17 protein-coding genes, 1 other RNA gene, 1 pseudogene and 1 other annotated feature (1 of these 20 cut by a window edge) are annotated in these 18,091 nt (G+C 37.2%); of the genes and pseudogenes, 17 read left to right on the top strand and 2 right to left on the bottom strand.

Annotated features, from left to right (window positions below; translation table 11 throughout):
- Nucleotides 1-98 precede the first annotated feature (98 nt).
- Nucleotides 99-366: signal recognition particle sRNA large type (gene ffs / locus A3H37_04010), an RNA gene on the top strand.
- Between the two features lie 59 nt (nt 367-425).
- Here ffs and A3H37_04005 read toward each other — a convergent pair.
- Nucleotides 426-1,259: a pyrroline-5-carboxylate reductase gene (locus tag A3H37_04005; GenBank protein ID OGL49107.1), complete on the bottom strand. Its 834-nt coding sequence runs from the start codon at nt 1,257-1,259 to the stop codon at nt 426-428.
- 125 nt (nt 1,260-1,384) lie between these two features.
- Nucleotides 1,385-1,509: a binding site (molybdenum cofactor riboswitch), on the top strand.
- A gap of 102 nt (nt 1,510-1,611) precedes the next feature.
- Here A3H37_04005 and A3H37_04000 point away from each other — a divergent pair.
- The 4 genes from A3H37_04000 (at nt 1,612) to A3H37_03985 (ending at nt 5,838) form a co-directional block, all read left to right on the top strand.
- Nucleotides 1,612-2,427 carry a tungsten ABC transporter substrate-binding protein gene (locus A3H37_04000; protein OGL49106.1) on the top strand — a complete coding sequence of 272 codons (816 nt, stop codon included), beginning with the start codon at nt 1,612-1,614 and terminating at the stop codon, nt 2,425-2,427.
- A gap of 98 nt (nt 2,428-2,525) precedes the next feature.
- Nucleotides 2,526-3,218: an ABC transporter permease gene (locus A3H37_03995; GenBank protein ID OGL49105.1), complete on the top strand. Its 693-nt coding sequence runs from the start codon at nt 2,526-2,528 to the stop codon at nt 3,216-3,218.
- Nucleotides 3,219-3,220: 2 nt separating this feature from the next.
- On the top strand, nt 3,221-4,231 hold the full coding sequence (locus A3H37_03990; protein OGL49104.1) for a hypothetical protein: 1,011 nt from the start codon (nt 3,221-3,223) through the stop codon (nt 4,229-4,231).
- A gap of 68 nt (nt 4,232-4,299) precedes the next feature.
- The gene (locus A3H37_03985) at nt 4,300-5,838 is read left to right on the top strand and encodes a hypothetical protein (GenBank protein ID OGL49103.1); all 1,539 of its coding nucleotides are present in this window, start codon (nt 4,300-4,302) and stop codon (nt 5,836-5,838) included.
- Here the strand turns inward: A3H37_03985 and A3H37_03980 are convergent, their stop codons facing one another.
- A complete protein-coding gene (locus A3H37_03980) occupies nt 5,839-6,180 on the bottom strand; it encodes a hypothetical protein (GenBank protein ID OGL49102.1) in 342 nt (113 codons plus the stop codon). It lies immediately after the preceding gene.
- A gap of 195 nt (nt 6,181-6,375) precedes the next feature.
- Between A3H37_03980 and A3H37_03975 the strand changes: the two genes are divergently transcribed.
- The 12 genes and pseudogenes from A3H37_03975 to A3H37_03920 form a co-directional block, all read left to right on the top strand.
- Nucleotides 6,376-8,142, top strand: a complete 1,767-nt coding sequence (locus A3H37_03975) for a hypothetical protein (protein OGL49101.1) — start codon at nt 6,376-6,378, stop codon at nt 8,140-8,142.
- Between the two features lie 474 nt (nt 8,143-8,616).
- The gene (locus tag A3H37_03970; protein ID OGL49100.1) at nt 8,617-10,029 is read left to right on the top strand and encodes a type I glutamate--ammonia ligase; all 1,413 of its coding nucleotides are present in this window, start codon (nt 8,617-8,619) and stop codon (nt 10,027-10,029) included.
- A gap of 161 nt (nt 10,030-10,190) precedes the next feature.
- Nucleotides 10,191-10,448 carry a hypothetical protein gene (locus tag A3H37_03965; GenBank protein ID OGL49099.1) on the top strand — a complete coding sequence of 86 codons (258 nt, stop codon included), beginning with the start codon at nt 10,191-10,193 and terminating at the stop codon, nt 10,446-10,448.
- A gap of 319 nt (nt 10,449-10,767) precedes the next feature.
- A complete protein-coding gene (locus A3H37_03960; GenBank protein ID OGL49098.1) occupies nt 10,768-12,681 on the top strand; it encodes a molecular chaperone DnaK in 1,914 nt (637 codons plus the stop codon).
- Between the two features lie 29 nt (nt 12,682-12,710).
- Entirely contained in the window at nt 12,711-13,163 is a 453-nt protein-coding gene (locus tag A3H37_03955) for a molecular chaperone (protein ID OGL49097.1), read from the top strand.
- 94 nt (nt 13,164-13,257) lie between these two features.
- Entirely contained in the window at nt 13,258-13,710 is a 453-nt protein-coding gene (locus A3H37_03950; GenBank protein ID OGL49096.1) for a molecular chaperone, read from the top strand.
- Between the two features lie 74 nt (nt 13,711-13,784).
- Nucleotides 13,785-14,912 (top strand): molecular chaperone DnaJ, encoded by a 1,128-nt coding sequence (locus tag A3H37_03945; GenBank protein ID OGL49095.1) that lies wholly within the window; start codon nt 13,785-13,787, stop codon nt 14,910-14,912.
- 110 nt (nt 14,913-15,022) lie between these two features.
- Complete coding sequence (locus A3H37_03940) at nt 15,023-15,595, top strand: nucleotide exchange factor GrpE (protein ID OGL49094.1); 573 nt, start codon at nt 15,023-15,025, stop codon at nt 15,593-15,595.
- A gap of 72 nt (nt 15,596-15,667) precedes the next feature.
- Nucleotides 15,668-16,297: a nucleotide exchange factor GrpE gene (locus A3H37_03935; protein OGL49093.1), complete on the top strand. Its 630-nt coding sequence runs from the start codon at nt 15,668-15,670 to the stop codon at nt 16,295-16,297.
- A complete protein-coding gene (locus tag A3H37_03930; protein OGL49092.1) occupies nt 16,275-16,673 on the top strand; it encodes a hypothetical protein in 399 nt (132 codons plus the stop codon). Before A3H37_03935 ends, A3H37_03930 begins: the two co-directional genes overlap by 23 nt.
- Complete coding sequence (locus A3H37_03925) at nt 16,660-17,763, top strand: molecular chaperone DnaJ (GenBank protein OGL49091.1); 1,104 nt, start codon at nt 16,660-16,662, stop codon at nt 17,761-17,763. Before A3H37_03930 ends, A3H37_03925 begins: the two co-directional genes overlap by 14 nt.
- Nucleotides 17,764-17,864: 101 nt before the next feature.
- Nucleotides 17,865-18,091, top strand: a pseudogene (locus A3H37_03920) (hypothetical protein) (it continues 310 nt past the right edge of the window).

The raw sequence follows: 18,091 nt of genomic DNA, 5'->3' as shown, positions 1-18,091 counted from the left end.
CTCTCTCCGTGAAAAATTGCGAAGCAATTTTTACTTATAGCTTATAGCTAATAGCCGTGAGCTAATAGCTAAAGGTATTTGCCGAAGGCAAATCTTGGTCATGCTAGACGGGGAGCCAGCGATTCCCTGTAACCCGCAATTCGCTATAGCGGGGTCGAATTCCTACCCGAGGTAATTCAGACTAAAAGAGGGCGTGAGGGGGGGAGTGTTGAGAGTTGGGTCCCATGCAATAGGGGCTTGTGAACCTGGTCAGGACGGGAACGTAGCAGCCATAAGCAGGATTTCCCTATGTGTTGTGGGTTTACCTAATTTGAGCTTATTCTCTCAAAAGTGCTTTGGTTTAAATTATCAGAGGTAGGTGCATGACCTTTTTGTTGTAAGTGAAAAATGTAAAATACAAAGCGCAAAATTAAAGCTTTGAGTTTTTATTTTTTAATTTTTACTCTTTTTCCGAGATACATCGCTTTCTTTGTCGCGGCTTCAACGGCTTCGATTAATGCATATCTTACTTTTTTATTCTCTAAAACCTTTAGCCCTGCAATAGTTGTTCCTCCAGGAGAGGTTACTATGCCCTTGAGCTCTCCGGGATGTTTTCCTGTTATTTTCAGCATCGAAACAGAGCCTGCAACAGTCTGAAGGACAAGCTCCCTTGCTATTTTCCACGGAAGCCCTGAGGCTACGCCACCTTCAATCAGGGCTTCTATTATTAGAAAGATATAAGCAGGTCCTGACCCGGAAAGTCCTGTGACAGCATCAAGAGATGATTCTTCTAAAAAAACAGTTTTACCAACAGCGGTGAAAATATTTTTTGCCAACTCCAACTCCTCAGCAGTAACATTTTTCCCGTGTGATATGACAGATATTCCTTCTTTGACAAGAGCAGGAGCATTCGGTATGACTCTGATCAGCTTTAAATTCTCACAGAGGATTTCAGAAATAAATGCCATTGGAATTCCTGCTGCAATGGATATCACCAGATGGTTTGGTTTGATATAGTCATTGAGTTCTTTTAAAACTTTTTCCATTACCTGCGGTTTAACAGCAAGAATTATGACATCGCTCTTTTTTATAACTTCAATGTTGCTTGACAGGGTTTTGATGGAGAATTCTTTAGAAACCTGGTTGCGTCTTAAAGGAGATGGATCGCTTGAGAATATATTTTTGCTTTTTATAATTCCCCGGCTCAGAAGCCCGCCAATAATGGCGTGAGCCATATTCCCTGAACCAATAAAGCCTATCTTTTTGTTAATCGTTTTCATAAAACACTTTGTATTCCTTATGGCTTATAAGTTGATAGCTTACAGCTAAGAACTTTTTATAGTCAACCAAAATGTCTTGATTTTGTTTTTTCTTGACAAATATTTTTGGATGTTTTAAGCAGTGTACACTTTTTAATCTCTCGAACCATTTCTCCTAAATCTCTGGAAAGAGACAAGGAGGATGGTCATTGGGTATTTCGTGAAACCGGAATGCCTCCCGTGCTTGGAAAGGCGAGATTAAAGTTTTTTTACAAAAAAAATTTTAAGCTTTAGGAAAAGCCAATATCCGGCATGGGTATTGGCTTTTTTGTTATTAATTTAAGAGTCAAAAAATATTTGCAAGGAGATTTTCATGAGAAAAAAAGTTTTTGTGCTGTTTTTGATTTTTCAATTTGCCTTAGTTTCCATAACCCTTTTTGCACAGGAGAGATTGAAGCTTTCAACAACAACAAGCACAGAGAACACAGGGTTATTGAATGTGCTTTTACCTCCCTTTGAAAAGAAGCTGGATGTGAAAGTGGATATTATATCAGTTGGCACAGGGCAGGCTTTGAAGCTTGCCGAGAACGGCGATGTTGATGTGACTCTTGTCCACGCGAAAAAGCTTGAGGACGAGTTTATGGCAAAAGGCTTTGGGGTGGACAGGAGGGATGTGATGTATAATGACTTTGTGATTATAGGGCCAAAGAATGACCCCGCAGGAGTTAAGAAAGAAAAAAATGTGATTGAGGCATTTAAAAAGATAGCCGAGGCAAAAGTTATTTTTATTTCAAGAGGGGATAATTCCGGAACACATACAAAAGAAAAAGAATGCTGGGAGAAAGCAGATATAAAACCCTCAGGTAACTGGTATGTTGAGTCAGGCAAAGGGATGGGCGAGGTAATAAATATGGCTGATGAAAAAATGGGATATACCCTTTCTGACAGGGGGACCTACCTTGCATATAAGAGCAAATGTGAGCTTGAAATATTATTTGAAGGAGATTCTTCGCTTTTTAATCCTTACTCAGTCATTGCTGTGAATCCTGAAAAACATCCACATGTGAATTACAAGAAAGCCAAGGCATTGGTTGAATGGATTACCTCGGTAGAAGGACAGAAAATAATAGGGGAGTTTGGAAAAGATAAATTTGGACAGGCATTGTTTGTGCCAACAGCGATTAAATAGTATAGAAAAGGTTTAAGGATTCAAGGGTTCAAAAAAGCGTTTAAACGGTTTAAGCTGCTTAAACTTTTTGTCAGAATAACCCCTTTTTGAGAAAGACTATGAATTACATCTCAGAAGGCTTTTTAACTGCGATTAAGCTTATCATTTCCTTTGACAGCGATGTGTATGAAGTGGTGTTTTTATCCCTGAGGGTTTCAATTATAGCTGCAATCCTTTCATCACTGGTCGGTATGCCATTAGGCTTTTTAATTGCCACAAAGGAGTTTAGGGGAAAAAAAATTACAATCACGGTTTTTAATACCTTGATGGCGCTTCCAACAGTTGTTGTTGGGCTTTTTGTGTATTCGTTAATTTCGCGAAAAGGTCCTTTGGGTGTTTTGGATCTTCTCTTTACTCCCCGAGCTATAATCATAGGGGAATTTATATTGGCAACTCCGATCATCATCGCTTTATCAATATCAGCTATTCAGGGAATAGACTCCAGAGTGAAAGCCACTGCAATGACACTCGGAGCTAACCCATTTCAGGTGGCAATAGCTATAGTTTCTGAAGCACGCTTTGCAATACTTGCTGCAATCATTGCGGGATATGGAAGAGTTATTGCAGAGCTTGGGTCGGCTTTAATGCTTGGAGGGAATATAAAGGGCTATACAAGAACAATGGCAACTGCCATAGGACTTGAGACAAGCAAAGGGGAATTCGGATTTGCCCTTGCCATTGGTTTTATTCTCCTGATAGTTGCCTTTTCAATTAATATTTCCCTTCAGTATATCCAGCAGAAAAGAAAATAAATATGGAAGAATTAAAGATTGAAATTAAAGAATTAGTAAAAGTTTTTAACGGAAAAAAAGTCCTTGAGATTCCTTCTTGCAGATTTGAAGGAAAAAAGATCTATTCCCTGTACGGCCCTAATGGTGCCGGGAAGACAACTTTATTGAATATTCTCGCTTTCCTGATTGAGCCGACTTCCGGAGAGGTTTTATATGCAGAGGCTGAAATTAAAAGTTCCGCGGAGAATAAAAGAAATTTAATTAAGGAGATTACCCTTGTCCAGCAAAACCCCTATCTGTTTAATACAACAGTTGAAAAAAATATTGGTTACGGGCTTAGAATAAGAGGTATGGCAAGGGAAATGATAAGGGAAAGGGTCAGGGAGGCTTTAAGCATGGTTGGGCTTGTGGGATTTGAGAAAAGGAAAGCAAAGGAACTCTCAGGAGGCGAGATTCAAAGGGTTGCTATAGCAAGGGGGTTAGCTCTTAAGCCAAAGGTACTCCTCCTTGATGAACCAACTGCCAATATAGATGAGGTGAGCAAAAGTATTCTTGAGAGAGTGATTGCAGAGGTAAATAGAAAATACGGAACCACGGTTATCTTTTCTACCCACGACCTTTCGCTGGCTTACAGGGTTTCACACGAGGTGATTCCTTTATTTGAAGGGAGAATGGTTGCTTCTCCTGTAGAGAATATTATGCAGGGGCAGATTATAAAATTCAATGAAGTTAGTGTATTTGATACAGGGAGGGTAAAACTCGAGGTTGTGGCTGAGAGTCCGGAAGCAACACGTATCTCAATTAACCCGGAAGAAATTTTAGTATCAAAGGAAAAAATTTCATCAAGTGCGAGGAATTCTTTTAAGGGAAGGTTGATTCAGATAAGCGATGAGGAAAGATTTATAAAATTGGTAGTGGATATAGGTGATAATCTTAAGGTCAAGATAACAAGAAAATCATTTAATGAAATGGGATTAAACATAGGTTCTGAAATCTATTTAACCTTTAAGAGTTCAGCAATTAAGGTATTTTAGAGGTCTCTGAAAAGACCTCTCTGATTATAATCTCTGTAATCAAGAAAACTTAAAAAGGAGTAAAGTCAATGAGATATTTTTCAATAGTTCTAACATTATTTTTTTTGCTGACACTATCATCATCACTTTATGCTGAGACAGTAGAAAGCCTTGAAAAGAAGCTAATGGGACTTCAGGAGGAATATCAGAAGAAATTTGATGAACTGAAACAGCAGATTGACGAGCTGAAAAAAAACGCAGACGAGCAGAGAGCTCTTTACCAGAATCAGGTTGAGGAGATAAAAAAAGCTACAAAGGAAAAGGAAGAAACTAATAAAAAAGAGCTTGAGATAATGCAGGTAAAGATTGAAGAGCAGAAAAAACTATCGCTTCAGTCAGGTTATGACAATGGCTTCTATATAAAATCTGCTGATGACCAATTTATGATGAAGATTGGAGGGTATCTTCAGACCGATATGAGATTTTTTGAGAGCGGAGAGGATAGCAGTAACAGCAATACCTTTGATATCAGAAGAGCGAGAATAGGGGTAAGCGGTTATCTTTTCAAGCATTTTGAATATAAACTCCAGACAGAGCTTGACACAGCGGATAATAACCTCACAGACGCATTCATTAATATCAACTATACTCCTTTAATACAGCTACAGTTTGGCCAGTTTAAAAAGCCAACAGGATATGAAAACCCAATATCCTCTAATTATACAGACTTTGTAGAGAGGGCTTTAGTTTCTGATAATATTGCTGCTAATAGTAGAATATCAGGGGATTCCAGGGATATAGGCGTAATGCTTCACGGAAAGCTTTTTGAAAAGAGGCTTGCATATTATCTTGGTCTTTTAAATGGTAATGGACCAAATACAACAAATGATAGTGACAATATGACCTTTGCCGGAAGAATTGTTGCCTCACCCTTTGTTAAAACAGATAATTCCTATTTAAAAGAATTGAGTTTTGGCGGTTCTCTTTTAACTGGAGACAGGCAGGCACATTCAAGCTCTGATTTTGTACTTGCAGGAAGAAATAAAGCATTAAATAGCTTAACCGTTGATGGGAACAGGCTTTTAGCAGGCCCAGAACTTGTCTGGTATATTGGGCCATTTGGGTTAAAGAGTGAATATTATTTCCAGCGCGAGGAGAGAAATAAAATAGTAGCTAAGGATACTGATGGAGTCGTAGTATTCCAGGGTAATATGAAGGATCTAATAACCCAGGGGTATTATATCTCTGCCATGTATATGCTGACTGGAGAGGAGAGAGGGGATATTGTTATACCCAGGAAAAATTTCAGCCTTAAAGACGGCGGTCCTGGTGCATGGGAAGTACTTGCAAGGTATGAATATATTGATAGGGATAAAGATAATGGTAGCGATCCGTTAGAAGATTTTTATCGCGACCCTCTTGCTAAAGACATTATGGGGAATCCTATTAATGTTGCTGCTAATACAATTCAGGCAATTACGCTCGGGCTAAACTGGTATCTGAATAAAAATGTCAGGCTCAAGTTAAATTATGTATACTATGATTATGACAAAAAGAATAACCTTAAAAACCCTGATATAGGCGACAGTTCAAGCCAGTTCCTGACACGGTTTCAGGTTGTGTTTTAATCAGTAATTAGCGAATATAAAGAATGGACTGCACCCTTTGGACTGGAGGCTTAACCGTGTAGTTTTAGGGTGATCTGTCCGAGCAATTGTTTTCTGTTTTTGTCGAGCAATATAGCTCAAATTTATTTCTCTTTCCTCTAAAAACTTTATCAGGTTATACTCTTTATAATCAGCTACAGTATCGAGCTGTTGAAATTTTTTTTCTTTTAAAGCACTACTGCTGCTGGTATAGCCCTGATATATTGATAAACTTAAAGGTAAGAGAGAAAAGATAAGAAACCAGATAAAAATTTTTTTTCCGATTCCGCGGAAAAGCTTAATCTTTTCTCTTAAATTATTCATTGCTAAACTAAAAAATAGCTCAAACAATAGGTACTGCCAATTGCAATAAAAGGGTTTTGTGTTTTTCTGATATTTTGAATTTTTGCTTTACAAAAGGAAGTTTCTTATATACGAATCAAGCGGTTAATTCCAAGTTTTTTTATTTTGACAAATCTATGTAATCAAAAAAAAATCTTAAATTTTAGGAGGAACAGAATGAATAAGGATAAAAACCGTTTTTCTTTTAACCATTTCAAAAGATTACTTTTTATTCAAAGAATTTTTATGCGGTCACTGCTTTTTGTGTTAATAATCTTAAGCCTTATTTTTGCAAAGCATTATGGTTTTTGTGATGAGAGTGAGCCTATTAAACAGACTGAGGCAAAGACAATGGTGCTTCAAAAAGAGCTTTCTGTAAAGGAGGCTATAACCCTTGCACTTGAGAATAACATGGATGTAATGGTTGATAAATTTAACCCAAAAATTAAGGGGGAAGATATTACAAACGAGAAAGCAAAATTTGACCCAACATATTATCTGAAGGTAACAACAGATGTATCTCTTAAGCCTTCAGGGTCAAGCCTTGCAGGAGCAGATGTAGTAGTAAACAAGAACTTAAGCTGGGATACTGGGTTTAAAGGTAAAATACTTTCCGGTGCAAGTTACAGCCTGGATTTTACAAATAAAAGAACTAGAACAAATTCTTCATTCAGCAGCTTAAACCCCCAGTATGTCACAGAAATAAAACTCAATGCGACCCAACCATTGCTTAAAAACTTTGGAATAGATGTAAACAGCACAGACATCAAAATTGCAAAAAACAACAAGGATATTTCTCTGAATCAGTTTAAAGATACTGTTATGACGACAATTTCTGACGTTGAAAATACATATTGGGATCTGGTTTTCAGTATAGAAGATTATAAAGTAAATCAGCTTTCCTTAAAAAGGGCTGAGGATTTTCTTGAAAGAACTAAAAAACAGGTAGAGGTTGGCACTCTTGCCCCAATTGACATAACTGATGCGGAGGCAGAAGTGGCAAAAAGGGAAGAAGGAATCATTATTGCAGAAGCAAATATCAAAAACGCTGAGGATAAAATAAAGCGGTTAATAAACATCAAGGGAGATGATAATGTGTGGGAAACCCAAATAATTCCTACTGACCAGCCGGTTTTTGCTGCAGAAGATTTCAATTTAGAGGAGTGTATTAAGACTGCTTTCACAAGAAGGCCTGACTATCTTCAAGCCCTTGCAGACTTGGAGAACAAGGAGATTGCTTTAAAGTTTGCCAAGAACCAGTTATTGCCTTCTTTGGATTTTATAGGCAGTTTAGGATATAACGGATTGAGCGGAAAAAAGCAGCCTTCCGCTTTTGGGAACTCATCCGAGAAAACATTCGTGCTGGAGCCGAAAGGGAAACCTAAAATAATTAAGGGCGAAAAAGTATATGAGAAATTTTCGCTAACTGAGATTGAGCCAGAGCCTTTTGACAGAAGAGCTAATCCTCTTGGAGAAAGCTATGAAATGGCTTTACAAGGAATTAGATCAAGGGATAATTTTTCCTGGCTTATAGGACTGCAGTTAGAGATTCCTTTAGGTAACCGGGCAGCAAAAAGTAATTTTACAAAAAAGACGCTGGACAGCGAAAAAGCCGTGACAGGTTTGTCAAGCCTGAGACAGAAGATAACTGTAGAAATGAGAAACAAGGTAAGAGATGTAAGGACTAACCTGGAAAGAATTAAGGCAACTCGAAAGGCAAGGGAATTAGCTGTTAAAAAGCTTGAAGCAGAAGAGAAAAAATATGAGGTGGGAATGTCCACAAACCATCAGGTTTTGGAATTCCAGGAGGATTTAGCAGCGGCTGAGGCAAACGAATTAAAAGCAGTAATTGACTATAACAAATCCCTTATTTCAGTTGAAAAGTCTAAAGGAACTATTCTTGAAAAGAATGAAATAAAGCTTGATAATGAAACAAATATTTAGCGAATAATAAGGGTAGAGAGCAGTGAACAGCGGTTAGGAAAGATTTAAGTAGTCTGATGTCAAGGATTCAAACGGTTGTAAAATTAAAATATTTTCGATTCCCACCAGAAAAAGGAGATATTTCTTGCTATTGTTCAGTCAATAATCGGGGTTGTTTTCCTATATTTGCAAAAAACACATTTGAGGGCTTTCTGAAAAATATATTTCAAAGAGCTACTTTTTTCTGATAACTGATGGCTACGCGATTGTGATTATTTTTTAATCAGATAAAGTTCCATCTGAATAATAAATAAGCAGATTAGAATAGGGCTGTTTTCCTTCTTAGAACGAAATATTATTTAAAATCAAAGTATTATTGATTTTAATAAAAGGGTAAAATTTGGCATAAATATTGCTTAACATAAAACGAAATTAAAAATTCAATTAATTATTTTGATGAAAAAATCATAATGAAATAAACCAAAGGAGGAAGTTATGGGACCAAAAGAGGTTCTTGAGTTTGCAAAAAAGAACAAGGCCAAGATGCTGGATTTAAGATTCATGGATTTTCCTGGTATGTGGCAGCATTTTTCTGTGCCTATTGGAGAATTAAGCGAGGACAGTTTTGAAGAGGGATTTGGTTTTGATGGGTCAAGTATCAGGGGTTGGCAGCCTATCCACGCAAGCGATATGCTGGTTATCCCTGACCCTGCTACCGCAGTAATGGACCCATTTACTCAGGCTCCAACCTTAGTAATGATATGCAACATTGTTGATCCAATAACAAAGGAAAAATACACAAGAGACCCAAGAAACATTGCTCAGAAGGCTGAAGTTTATCTGAAATCAACAAAGCTTGCAGATATAGCCTATTTTGGGCCTGAAGCAGAATTTTTTATTTTAGATGATATTAGGTTTGACCAAAACGAACACTGCGGCTACTACTTTCTGGATTCAATAGAAGGAAGGTGGAATAGCGGAAGAGAAGAGAATCCGAACTTAGGATACAAGCCACGCTATAAAGAGGGTTACTTTCCGGTCCCACCAATAGATAATTTTCAGGATTTAAGAACTGAAATGGTTCTTGCAATGCAGGAAGTAGGGTTGACAATTGAATGTCAGCACCATGAAGTGGCAACAGCAGGGCAGGCAGAAATAGATATGAAATTTGATGCGCTGGTAAAATCAGCAGATAACATGATGTGGTATAAATATGTTGTAAGGAATGTTGCAATAAAACATGGTAAAACAGTAACATTTATGCCAAAGCCGATTTTCAGGGATAATGGTTCTGGAATGCATACACACCAGTCTCTCTGGAAGGGTGGAAAACCGCTTTTTGCTGGAAATGGTTATGGTGGTTTAAGTGAGATGGCAATGTACTATATTGGAGGAATTCTCAAACATGCACCAAGCCTGTGTGCCTTTGTTGCTCCAACAACCAACTCTTATAAGAGACTTGTCCCAGGATATGAAGCACCTGTGAATCTGGCATATTCAAGCCGGAACAGAAGCGCTTCAATAAGGATTCCAATGTACTCAACAAGTCCAAAATCAAAAAGAGTGGAGGTAAGATTCCCTGACCCTTCATGTAATGGCTATCTGGCATTTGCTGCTATGCTGATGGCAGGGCTTGATGGGATTGAGAACAAGATTGACCCTGGAGAGCCACTTGACAAGGATATATATGAACTTGGTCCTGAGGAGCTTGCAGGGGTTCCTTCAGTTCCTGGGTCTCTTGAGGGTGCGCTTGATGCCCTTGAAGCAGATTATGAGTACCTTCTAAAAGGGGATGTTTTCACTCAGGATGTAATTGATATGTGGATAAAATATAAGAGGACAAACGAGGTTGATGCTTTAAGACTAAGACCTCATCCCTATGAATTTTCCCTCTACTTTGATATATGATGTCTGGTTTGCGCTAAAATTGTGGCTTTACTTTGGGCGGTCATTTATGACCGCCCTTTTTTTTATTAAACTTTCCTACTTGATTTTTTAATAAAACAGCCTATCTTTTAAAAAAGGGTCTCTTTTGAAAAATTATTAACTTTTTAAAGGGAGGATTTAAAATGCAGGAAATAGAGATAGGTAAAATTACACATTTTTTTTCAAAGCCCGGGGTTGCTGCCTTTACAATTGAGAATGGGGAACTAAAGGTTGGTGATAAAATTCATATAAAAGGGCATACTACTGACATAGAACAGATAGTTGATTCAATCCAGATTGAACATGTAAATGTTCAGAAAGCAGGGAAGAGTGAATCAATAGGAATAAAAGTTAAGGATAAAGTCAGGGAACATGATGCAGTTTTCAAGGTGATGGATTAATCAAAGTGAATATTTGATAGCGAGCAGTGAATAACAAAAATTAATTAGGAGCTTGATTCAAAGCTTTCTTCAATATTAACTAGTGTTTTAGTCTAGATATTTTAAAAATCTTCTGCCATAATATTGAAAAAAAACTCTTCCATATACAACAAGCAATCTTTTCTTATATTTAATAAATAAAATCAATTAGTTAAGTTAATATATTTCTGCTTATTATAAAAATTATTTTAAAATACTTGACAACAATACACTCAGATATTATATTGTTTAAAGACTAAATAGATAGTAAAAATCAATCTAAAATTCAGGAGGAAAATAAATGGGAAAGATAATAGGTATTGATTTAGGCACAACTAATTCAGTTGTTGCTGTTATGGAAGGCGGAGATTCTACAGTAATTCCTAACTCTGAAGGTGGAAGGACAACCCCTTCAGTGGTGGCTTTTACTAAAGAGGGTGAAAGGCTTGTTGGACAGATAGCAAAAAGGCAGGCTATAACAAACCCTGTTAACACGGTTTACTCCATAAAAAGGTTTATGGGCAGAAGGTATAATGAGGTACCTGAAGAAATAAGGATAGTGCCTTACAAAGTTAAAGATACAGGAGGAGAGGTCAAAATAGAAGCACAGGGGAAACTCTATTCACCTCCAGAGATTTCAGCTCTGATTTTACAAAAATTAAAATCTTCTGCTGAGGATTATTTAGGGCATAAGATTACAGAGGCTGTAATAACAGTTCCTGCATATTTTAATGACAGCCAGAGGCAGGCAACCAAAGACGCAGGAAAGATAGCCGGCCTTGATGTTAAAAGAATTATAAATGAGCCAACAGCAGCAGCCTTGGCATACGGGCTTGATAAGAAAAAGGATGAAACAATAGCAGTATATGATTTTGGAGGAGGTACATTTGATATTTCAATTCTTGAGGTAGGGGATGGAGTAGTTGAAGTCAAATCAACAAACGGAGACACACATTTAGGAGGAGATAATTTAGACCAGAGGATTATAGAATGGCTTGTAACTGAGTTTAAAAAAGACCAGGGAATCGAACTTAGCAAAGACCCAATGGCAATGCAGAGATTGAAAGAAGGTGCAGAGAAGGCAAAAATGGAACTATCAACAGTGAGTGAGACAGAGATAAATCTTCCATTTATAACGGCTGATGCTTCAGGTCCTAAGCATTTAAATATTAAACTTACAAGAGCAAAATTTGAGCAATTGGTTGATGATCTTATCCAGAAGACACTTGGTCCGTGCCGTCAGGCTCTTCAGGATTCCGGGCTCTCTCCTTCAGATATAGATGAGGTAGTGCTGGTAGGAGGTTCCACAAGAATTCCTAAAGTGCAGGAGGCAGTAAAAAAACTTTTTGGCAAAGAACCTCATAGAGGTGTTAACCCTGATGAAGTCGTTGCAGTTGGTGCTGCTATTCAGGGAGGTGTTTTGGCTGGTGATGTAAAGGATGTTTTATTGCTTGATGTTACACCTCTTTCATTGGGGATTGAGACACTTGGCGGAGTTATGACAAGGCTTATTGAAAGAAATACAACAATTCCAACCAGAAAATCTGAGATATTTTCAACAGCCGCTGATAACCAGACAAGTGTTGAAATCCATGTGCTTCAGGGCGAGAGAGAGATGTCGAGGGATAACAGGACACTTGGGAGGTTCCATTTAGTAGGGATTCCCTCTGCACCAAGAGGGGTTCCTCAGATAGAAGTTACCTTTGATATTGACGCTAATGGGATTGTCAACGTATCTGCAAAGGATATGGCAACAGGAAAAGAACAGAAAATAACAATTACATCCTCCTCAGGTGTTTCAAAAGAGGATATTGAGAAAATGGTAAGAGATTCTGAATCTCATGCTGAAGAAGATAAGAAAAAAAGAGAACAGATTGATGTAAGAAACCAGCTTGACTCCATAATCTATAATACAGAAAAAACCTTAAATGAAAACAAAGCTAAAGTTCCTGAGGCTGAGGCAAAGTCGATTGAGGATGCTATCTCTGAAGGAAAAAGCGCTTTGGGAAGTGAAGATGTGGCGAAAATGAAAGGTGCTATTGATAGTATAACCAAATTCTCTCATAAATTAGCAGAAATTATGTACAGGCAGGCTCAGGGTGCATCTTCTGGGCAAGGAGCAGAAGACAGTGAGGCAAAAAATGATGCCCAGGCTCACGAAGCTTCAAAAGATAATAATAATGTAGTTGATGCTGAATTTGAGGACAAAAGCTAAAAATTAATTTTGAAAGGAGGTGAAAGCTTATGGCTATTGTAAGATGGAATCCCTTGGATGATATTCTCTCCCTTCAGAGAAGAATGAACAAAATTTTTGAGGATAATTTCCTCGGGAAAAAATCTTCAGATGATGAGGAGCTTAGCTTAGGTCTCTGGTCTCCTGCAGTTGATATTTATGAGACTGAGTCAGACATTGTTCTCAAGGCAGAGCTTCCTGAGGTCAATCAGAAAGATATTAATATAAATATAGAGAATAATGTTCTTACCCTCAAAGGAGAAAGGAAGTTTGAGAAGGAGACAAAGGAAGAAAATTTCCACAGGATAGAACGCTCCTACGGAAGTTTTTCAAGGTCTTTCAATCTTCCAGGTTCAATTGATAAGGATAATGTGAAGGCATCTTACAAGAACGGTGTCCTGAAGATTACAATGCCTAAAAAAGAGGAATCTAAGCCAAAGCAAATCACTGTCAATGTTGAATGAAATTTAGGGGAGGAGTCAAATCTCATCCCTTAAGACTAAAAAAATCAACTGATTATTTAGAGATAAGTTTTAAAATTGTTAGGAGGGGATGAATATGGCAATAGTCAGATGGGATCCTTTTAAGGATTTAAGTGCTATTCAGGACAGGATTAACAGATTGTTTGATGAGAGCTTATCTCGCTCAAAATTTTTTGATAAAGAGGGGATTGCTTCGGGTTTCTGGTCTCCTGCAGTTGATATTTATGAGACTGAGTCAGACATTGTCCTCAAGGCAGAGCTGCCAGAGATAGACCAGAAAGATATTCATATAAATATAGAGAATAATGTTCTTACTCTCAAAGGGGAGAGAAAACTTGAAAAAGAAACAAAAGAGGAAAACTATCACAGGATAGAGCGTTCCTACGGGAGTTTTTCAAGGTCTTTCAATTTTCCGAATGCTGTAGAAGTTGAAAAAATTAAAGCTCAATATAAAGACGGGGTTTTAAAAATCAATATGCCTAAGAAAGCCGAGAAAAAAACTAAAAAGATAGACGTTGAAATAAAATAGGTTCTTTTAAAGATAGGCTTGCACAGGTTAGTCTTTAATCTGTGCAAGCAGAGATTTGAATAAAGGCGATTTTTATGGCTAAAAAAGATTATTATGAAGTACTAGGACTTAAGAAAGGTGTTTCAGAGAGTGAAATTAAAAAGGCCTATCGCAAGTTGGCTAGAAAGCATCACCCTGATGTTAACCCAGGAGATAAAAAAGCTGAAGAAAGGTTCAAAGAAATTTCAGAAGCATATGAGGTATTAAGCGATACAGAGAAGCGCAAGAAGTATGATCTGTATGGGAATCAATCTTTCCAATCAGGATTTGATCCTTTTAAAGCGTATCAAAGGAGAGGAGGATCTCAGAGACCTGATTTTCAAGGAGCCAATTATGATACCTTTGGAAGGGGATTTGAAGGATTTGGGGATATTTTCAGCGACCTTTTTGGGCAGAGGCAAAGAGGAGATCAGCGGATACCAACAAAAGGAGCTGATATCCAATATAGTATGGAAATAAGCTTTGAAGATGCCATAAAGGGACTATCAACAGATATAACTCTGCAGAGAACATCTGTATGTGAGCAATGCAGTGGAAGCGGAGTTGTCCATGGAAGTCAGAGCCGTATTTGTCCTGAATGTTCCGGCTCAGGACAAAAAAAAGCTGGAAAAGGACCTTTCAGTTTTTCCCAAACCTGTTCCAGGTGCAAGGGGTCAGGTTCGTGGAATCAAAACCCTTGTAAAAAATGTTCAGGTGCAGGCGTTATTCCTAAAATTGAAAAAATAGGAATAAAAATTCCTCCAGGAGTAGATACAGGCTCAAAAGTCCGTATTGCCGGAAAAGGAGAAGCAGGCAAATACGGTGGACATTGTGGAGACCTCTATATAATAACAAAGGTCAGGTCTCATCCTTTTTTTGAAAGAAAGGGTGACAATATTTATTGTGTTATTCCTGTAACTGTTACTGAAGCTGCACTCGGAAACCAGATAATTGTTCCTACAGTTGACGGGAATGTTACGATGAAAATTCCAGAAGGAACTCAAAGCAGTCAGGTATTCAGGTTAGCAAAAAAAGGTGTTCCGAAGCTGAAAGAAAACGGAAGGGGAGACCAGTTTGTTGAAGTCAAGATAGTTATTCCAAAAAAACTTGATGAGAGATCGAAACAGCTTCTTAGGGATTTTGAAAGACTGAATTACTACAACCCAAGAAGTAATCTTGGGTAAGGTAATGCTTAAAAAATTAAAATGTAAAAATCAAATATAAAAAATAGGATTTAAAAATATTATTTTTATATTATAAATTGTGTTTTTTTTGATATTTGATTTTTAATTTAATGCAGAAATATATGGCTAAGAAAATAGAAATTGAGAATGAAGTATTAGAAGAAAATGTAGAGGCATCTGCTCCAGAACAGGAAGAGACAGGGGATGACTTTCTGAAATTGAATGAGTCTTTTAAAGAAAAAAGTGAGGAGGCATCCAGCTATTTGGACCATTTACAGAGGCTGAAAGCAGAGTTTGAAAATTATAAAAAGAGAAGCTTTGAAGAAAAAACAAAGCTTAAAGAATCCGGCAAAGAAGATATATTAAAACAATTGCTTCCAGTAATTGATAATATGGAAAAAGCAATAAATCACTATAATAAGAACCATGATAGTAAGCAGGTTATTAAAGGAATAGAACTGGTTTATAAGCAGATTCAGGATTTGCTTAAAAAAGAAGGAGTATCCAGAATAGATTCTGTTGGTAAAGAGTTTAATCCTTTATTGCATGAAGCAATAATGACAGAGTATTCTGACATATACAACCCTGGAGTAGTTCTTGAGGAATTAGAATCTGGATACTCATTTAACGGAAGACTTCTAAGGCATACAAGAGTAAAAGTATCCATATCAGAAGAACATTAAAAGCAGAGCGCCAATTACTTTTTTATTTATTTAAAGAAAAAAATGAGCTTTTAAAAAAAAGAGGTTTCTAAAGTGGAGGAAAAAGAAAAAATAGAAAACAAAAAAAGTAAAGTTCAGGGAATCAAGGTCATTGACAAACGCCATTCAGCAAAAGAATCTTTTAAAGGAAAAGAAAAAGAGGAAACTCCTGCAAAGAAATATCCTTCCTATGTTGAAGAGCTCAGGAGTGAGCTTGATAAAAAAGATAAAAATTTTAAGGAATATATTGAAGCATATAAGAAGATGAAAGAAGAAAATAAAGACTTCAGAACCCGTTTTGAAAAGGATATGGAAAGGAGATTGGAAACAGCAAAAATTGATTTTATTTGTAGTATGCTTGAAATTTTTGATAATCTTGATAGAGCCTTAGATGCCGCAGAAATCTCAAAAAATATGGAAGCTCTGATAAAAGGTGTAAGGATGATTCAGGCTCAGTTCTTTTCAAAACTAAAAAACGATGGCATTGAGGAATTAAATCCGGTTGGTAAACCATTTGACCCGCAGACACAGGAAGCAGTTGAGATTGTAGAAGTTGAAGAAAAGGAAAAAGACAACATTATAATTTCTCAAGGCGAGAAGGGATATCTTATAGGAGGGAGACTGCTTCGACCCGCAAAAGTGCGTGTTGGAAAGATTAAAGATGAAAAACACAAAATTACCTGACTATAAAGAGAAACAAAGACTGGTATTTATGTCTCAAGTTTCCGGTGAAACACTGGCAGAATATGGAGATAATTGTTTTGCTAAAGGACGATATGATGATGCCGTCGATTTTTATGAAAAGGCGAGCAATAAAACAGGGCTTAAGAAAATTGCTGATTTGGCTGTTGAGGAAGGAGATTTATTTTTATATAAAAAAGTTTTCAGGTTTTTAGGTGAAGAACAGATTTCTCCTGAAACAGCCAACAGGATTGGAGCGAGGGCTTTTGATTTAGGAAAATATTCGTTTGCAAAAAAGGCATTTGAGATAGCAGGGAACGAAGATATGATTAATAAAATTTCAATAAATACTGAAGGAGAAAACTTTGTCAAAGCGTGATTATTATGAAGTCTTAGAAATTGGGAGAGGCGTAAAAGATGAGGAGATAAAAAAAGCATATAGAAAACTAGCTATAAAATACCATCCGGATAAAAATCCCGGAGATAGGGATGCTGAGGAAAAATTTAAAGAGGCAGCTGAGGCTTATGAGATTTTAAGAGACCCTGAAAAAAGAAATCTGTATGACCGCTATGGATACGAGGGATTAAGGGGAAGTGGTTTTAAGGGGTTTACAGGATTTGAAGATATTTTTTCAAGCTTTGGAGACATCTTTGAGGATTTCTTTGGATTTGGAACAAGAGGGAGGAGAGAGTCTTTAAGAAGAGGAGATGATTTAAGGTATGATTTTTCTGTCTCTTTTTTGGAAGCCGCCTTTGGCAAAGAGGCTGAAATCGAAGTTGAAAGACCAGAGGAATGTGAGAACTGCAAAGGGTCAGGAGCAAAGCACGGAACAAATCCAGTTCAATGTCCTGTTTGCCGCGGGAGAGGCCAGGTTATCCGCTCTCAGGGATTCTTCAGTATTAGCACTACGTGTTACCAATGTAACGGAGAAGGAACAATAATAAAGGATCCCTGCAAGGAATGTCATGGAAGAGGGAGGGTTAACAGATTTAAAAAGCTTTCAGTAAAAATCCCGCGTGGAATTGAATCAGGTTCTAGATTAAGGCTCAGAGGAGAAGGGGCAAAGGGAATAAAAGGAGGATCTGCCGGAGACCTTTATGTGGTTATTCATGTAGAGCCACATTCCTTTTTTGAAAGAAACGGAAATGATATTATTTGTCAGGTGCCGCTTTCTTTTTCACAGGCAGCACTTAGTGGAGAAATCGATGTTCCTACTTTAGAAGGATCTAAAAAACTTAATATTCCTGCAGGAACTCAAACGAACGAAATTTTTAAATTTAAAGGACAGGGTTTTTATTACCTTAACGAAAACAGGCGAGGAGATCAACTTATCCAGGTAATAATTAAGACTCCAACTAATATTTCAAAAAGACAGGAAGAACTTTTAAGAGAACTTGCTGAAATTAGCGATGAAAATGTTAACCACAAACACAAAAGTTTCTTTAAGAGATTAAAGGACCTCACTTAATAAACTTCCATGGGCTTATATATTGACAAGGGCAAATTCAGTTGCTAAATTAAATTAACAACCAGATTATTCGCTTTAAAAATCGTTTGTAAGGCGTTTTAATGATTGAGCTTGAAAACTTCAAAGGGAAACTATCTGAAACAGGGCAAAGAGCTTTATCTCTGGCTATTGAAGAATCTCAGAAGAGAGGACAAAACTACTTAGGGACAGAACATTTGTTTTTAGCGCTTGCAGAAGTTGAGAAATCTCTTTTATTTGAAGTAATGACAGAACTTCGCGTTGACCCTACCATTATTATTCATGCCCTTAACCAGCATTTGAGTATTTC

The sequence above is a fragment of the Candidatus Schekmanbacteria bacterium RIFCSPLOWO2_02_FULL_38_14 genome (assembly GCA_001790855.1).
Classification (GTDB): Bacteria; Schekmanbacteria; GWA2-38-11; order GWA2-38-11; family GWA2-38-11; genus 2-02-FULL-38-14-A.
Note: the sequence above shows the minus strand (reverse complement) of the source record. Positions and strands in the feature narration are given on the sequence as shown.

Bases quoted from the DNA above. Each gene is read 5' to 3' on its own strand.
- A3H37_03970 (OGL49100.1), top strand. From the start codon at position 8,617: ATGGGACCAAAAGAGGTTCTTGAGTTTGCAAAAAAGAACAAGGCCAAG.
- A3H37_04000 (OGL49106.1), top strand. From the start codon at position 1,612: ATGAGAAAAAAAGTTTTTGTGCTGTTTTTGATTTTTCAATTTGCCTTA.
- A3H37_03940 (OGL49094.1), top strand. From the start codon at position 15,023: ATGCAGAAATATATGGCTAAGAAAATAGAAATTGAGAATGAAGTATTA.
- A3H37_03960 (OGL49098.1), top strand. From the start codon at position 10,768: ATGGGAAAGATAATAGGTATTGATTTAGGCACAACTAATTCAGTTGTT.
- A3H37_03950 (OGL49096.1), top strand. From the start codon at position 13,258: ATGGCAATAGTCAGATGGGATCCTTTTAAGGATTTAAGTGCTATTCAG.
- A3H37_03975 (OGL49101.1), top strand. From the start codon at position 6,376: ATGAATAAGGATAAAAACCGTTTTTCTTTTAACCATTTCAAAAGATTA.
- A3H37_03955 (OGL49097.1), top strand. From the start codon at position 12,711: ATGGCTATTGTAAGATGGAATCCCTTGGATGATATTCTCTCCCTTCAG.
- A3H37_04005 (OGL49107.1), bottom strand. From the start codon at position 1,259: ATGAAAACGATTAACAAAAAGATAGGCTTTATTGGTTCAGGGAATATG.
- A3H37_03945 (OGL49095.1), top strand. From the start codon at position 13,785: ATGGCTAAAAAAGATTATTATGAAGTACTAGGACTTAAGAAAGGTGTT.
- A3H37_03980 (OGL49102.1), bottom strand. From the start codon at position 6,180: ATGAATAATTTAAGAGAAAAGATTAAGCTTTTCCGCGGAATCGGAAAA.
- A3H37_03995 (OGL49105.1), top strand. From the start codon at position 2,526: ATGAATTACATCTCAGAAGGCTTTTTAACTGCGATTAAGCTTATCATT.
- A3H37_03985 (OGL49103.1), top strand. From the start codon at position 4,300: ATGAGATATTTTTCAATAGTTCTAACATTATTTTTTTTGCTGACACTA.
- A3H37_03990 (OGL49104.1), top strand. From the start codon at position 3,221: ATGGAAGAATTAAAGATTGAAATTAAAGAATTAGTAAAAGTTTTTAAC.
- A3H37_03930 (OGL49092.1), top strand. From the start codon at position 16,275: ATGAAAAACACAAAATTACCTGACTATAAAGAGAAACAAAGACTGGTA.
- A3H37_03965 (OGL49099.1), top strand. From the start codon at position 10,191: ATGCAGGAAATAGAGATAGGTAAAATTACACATTTTTTTTCAAAGCCC.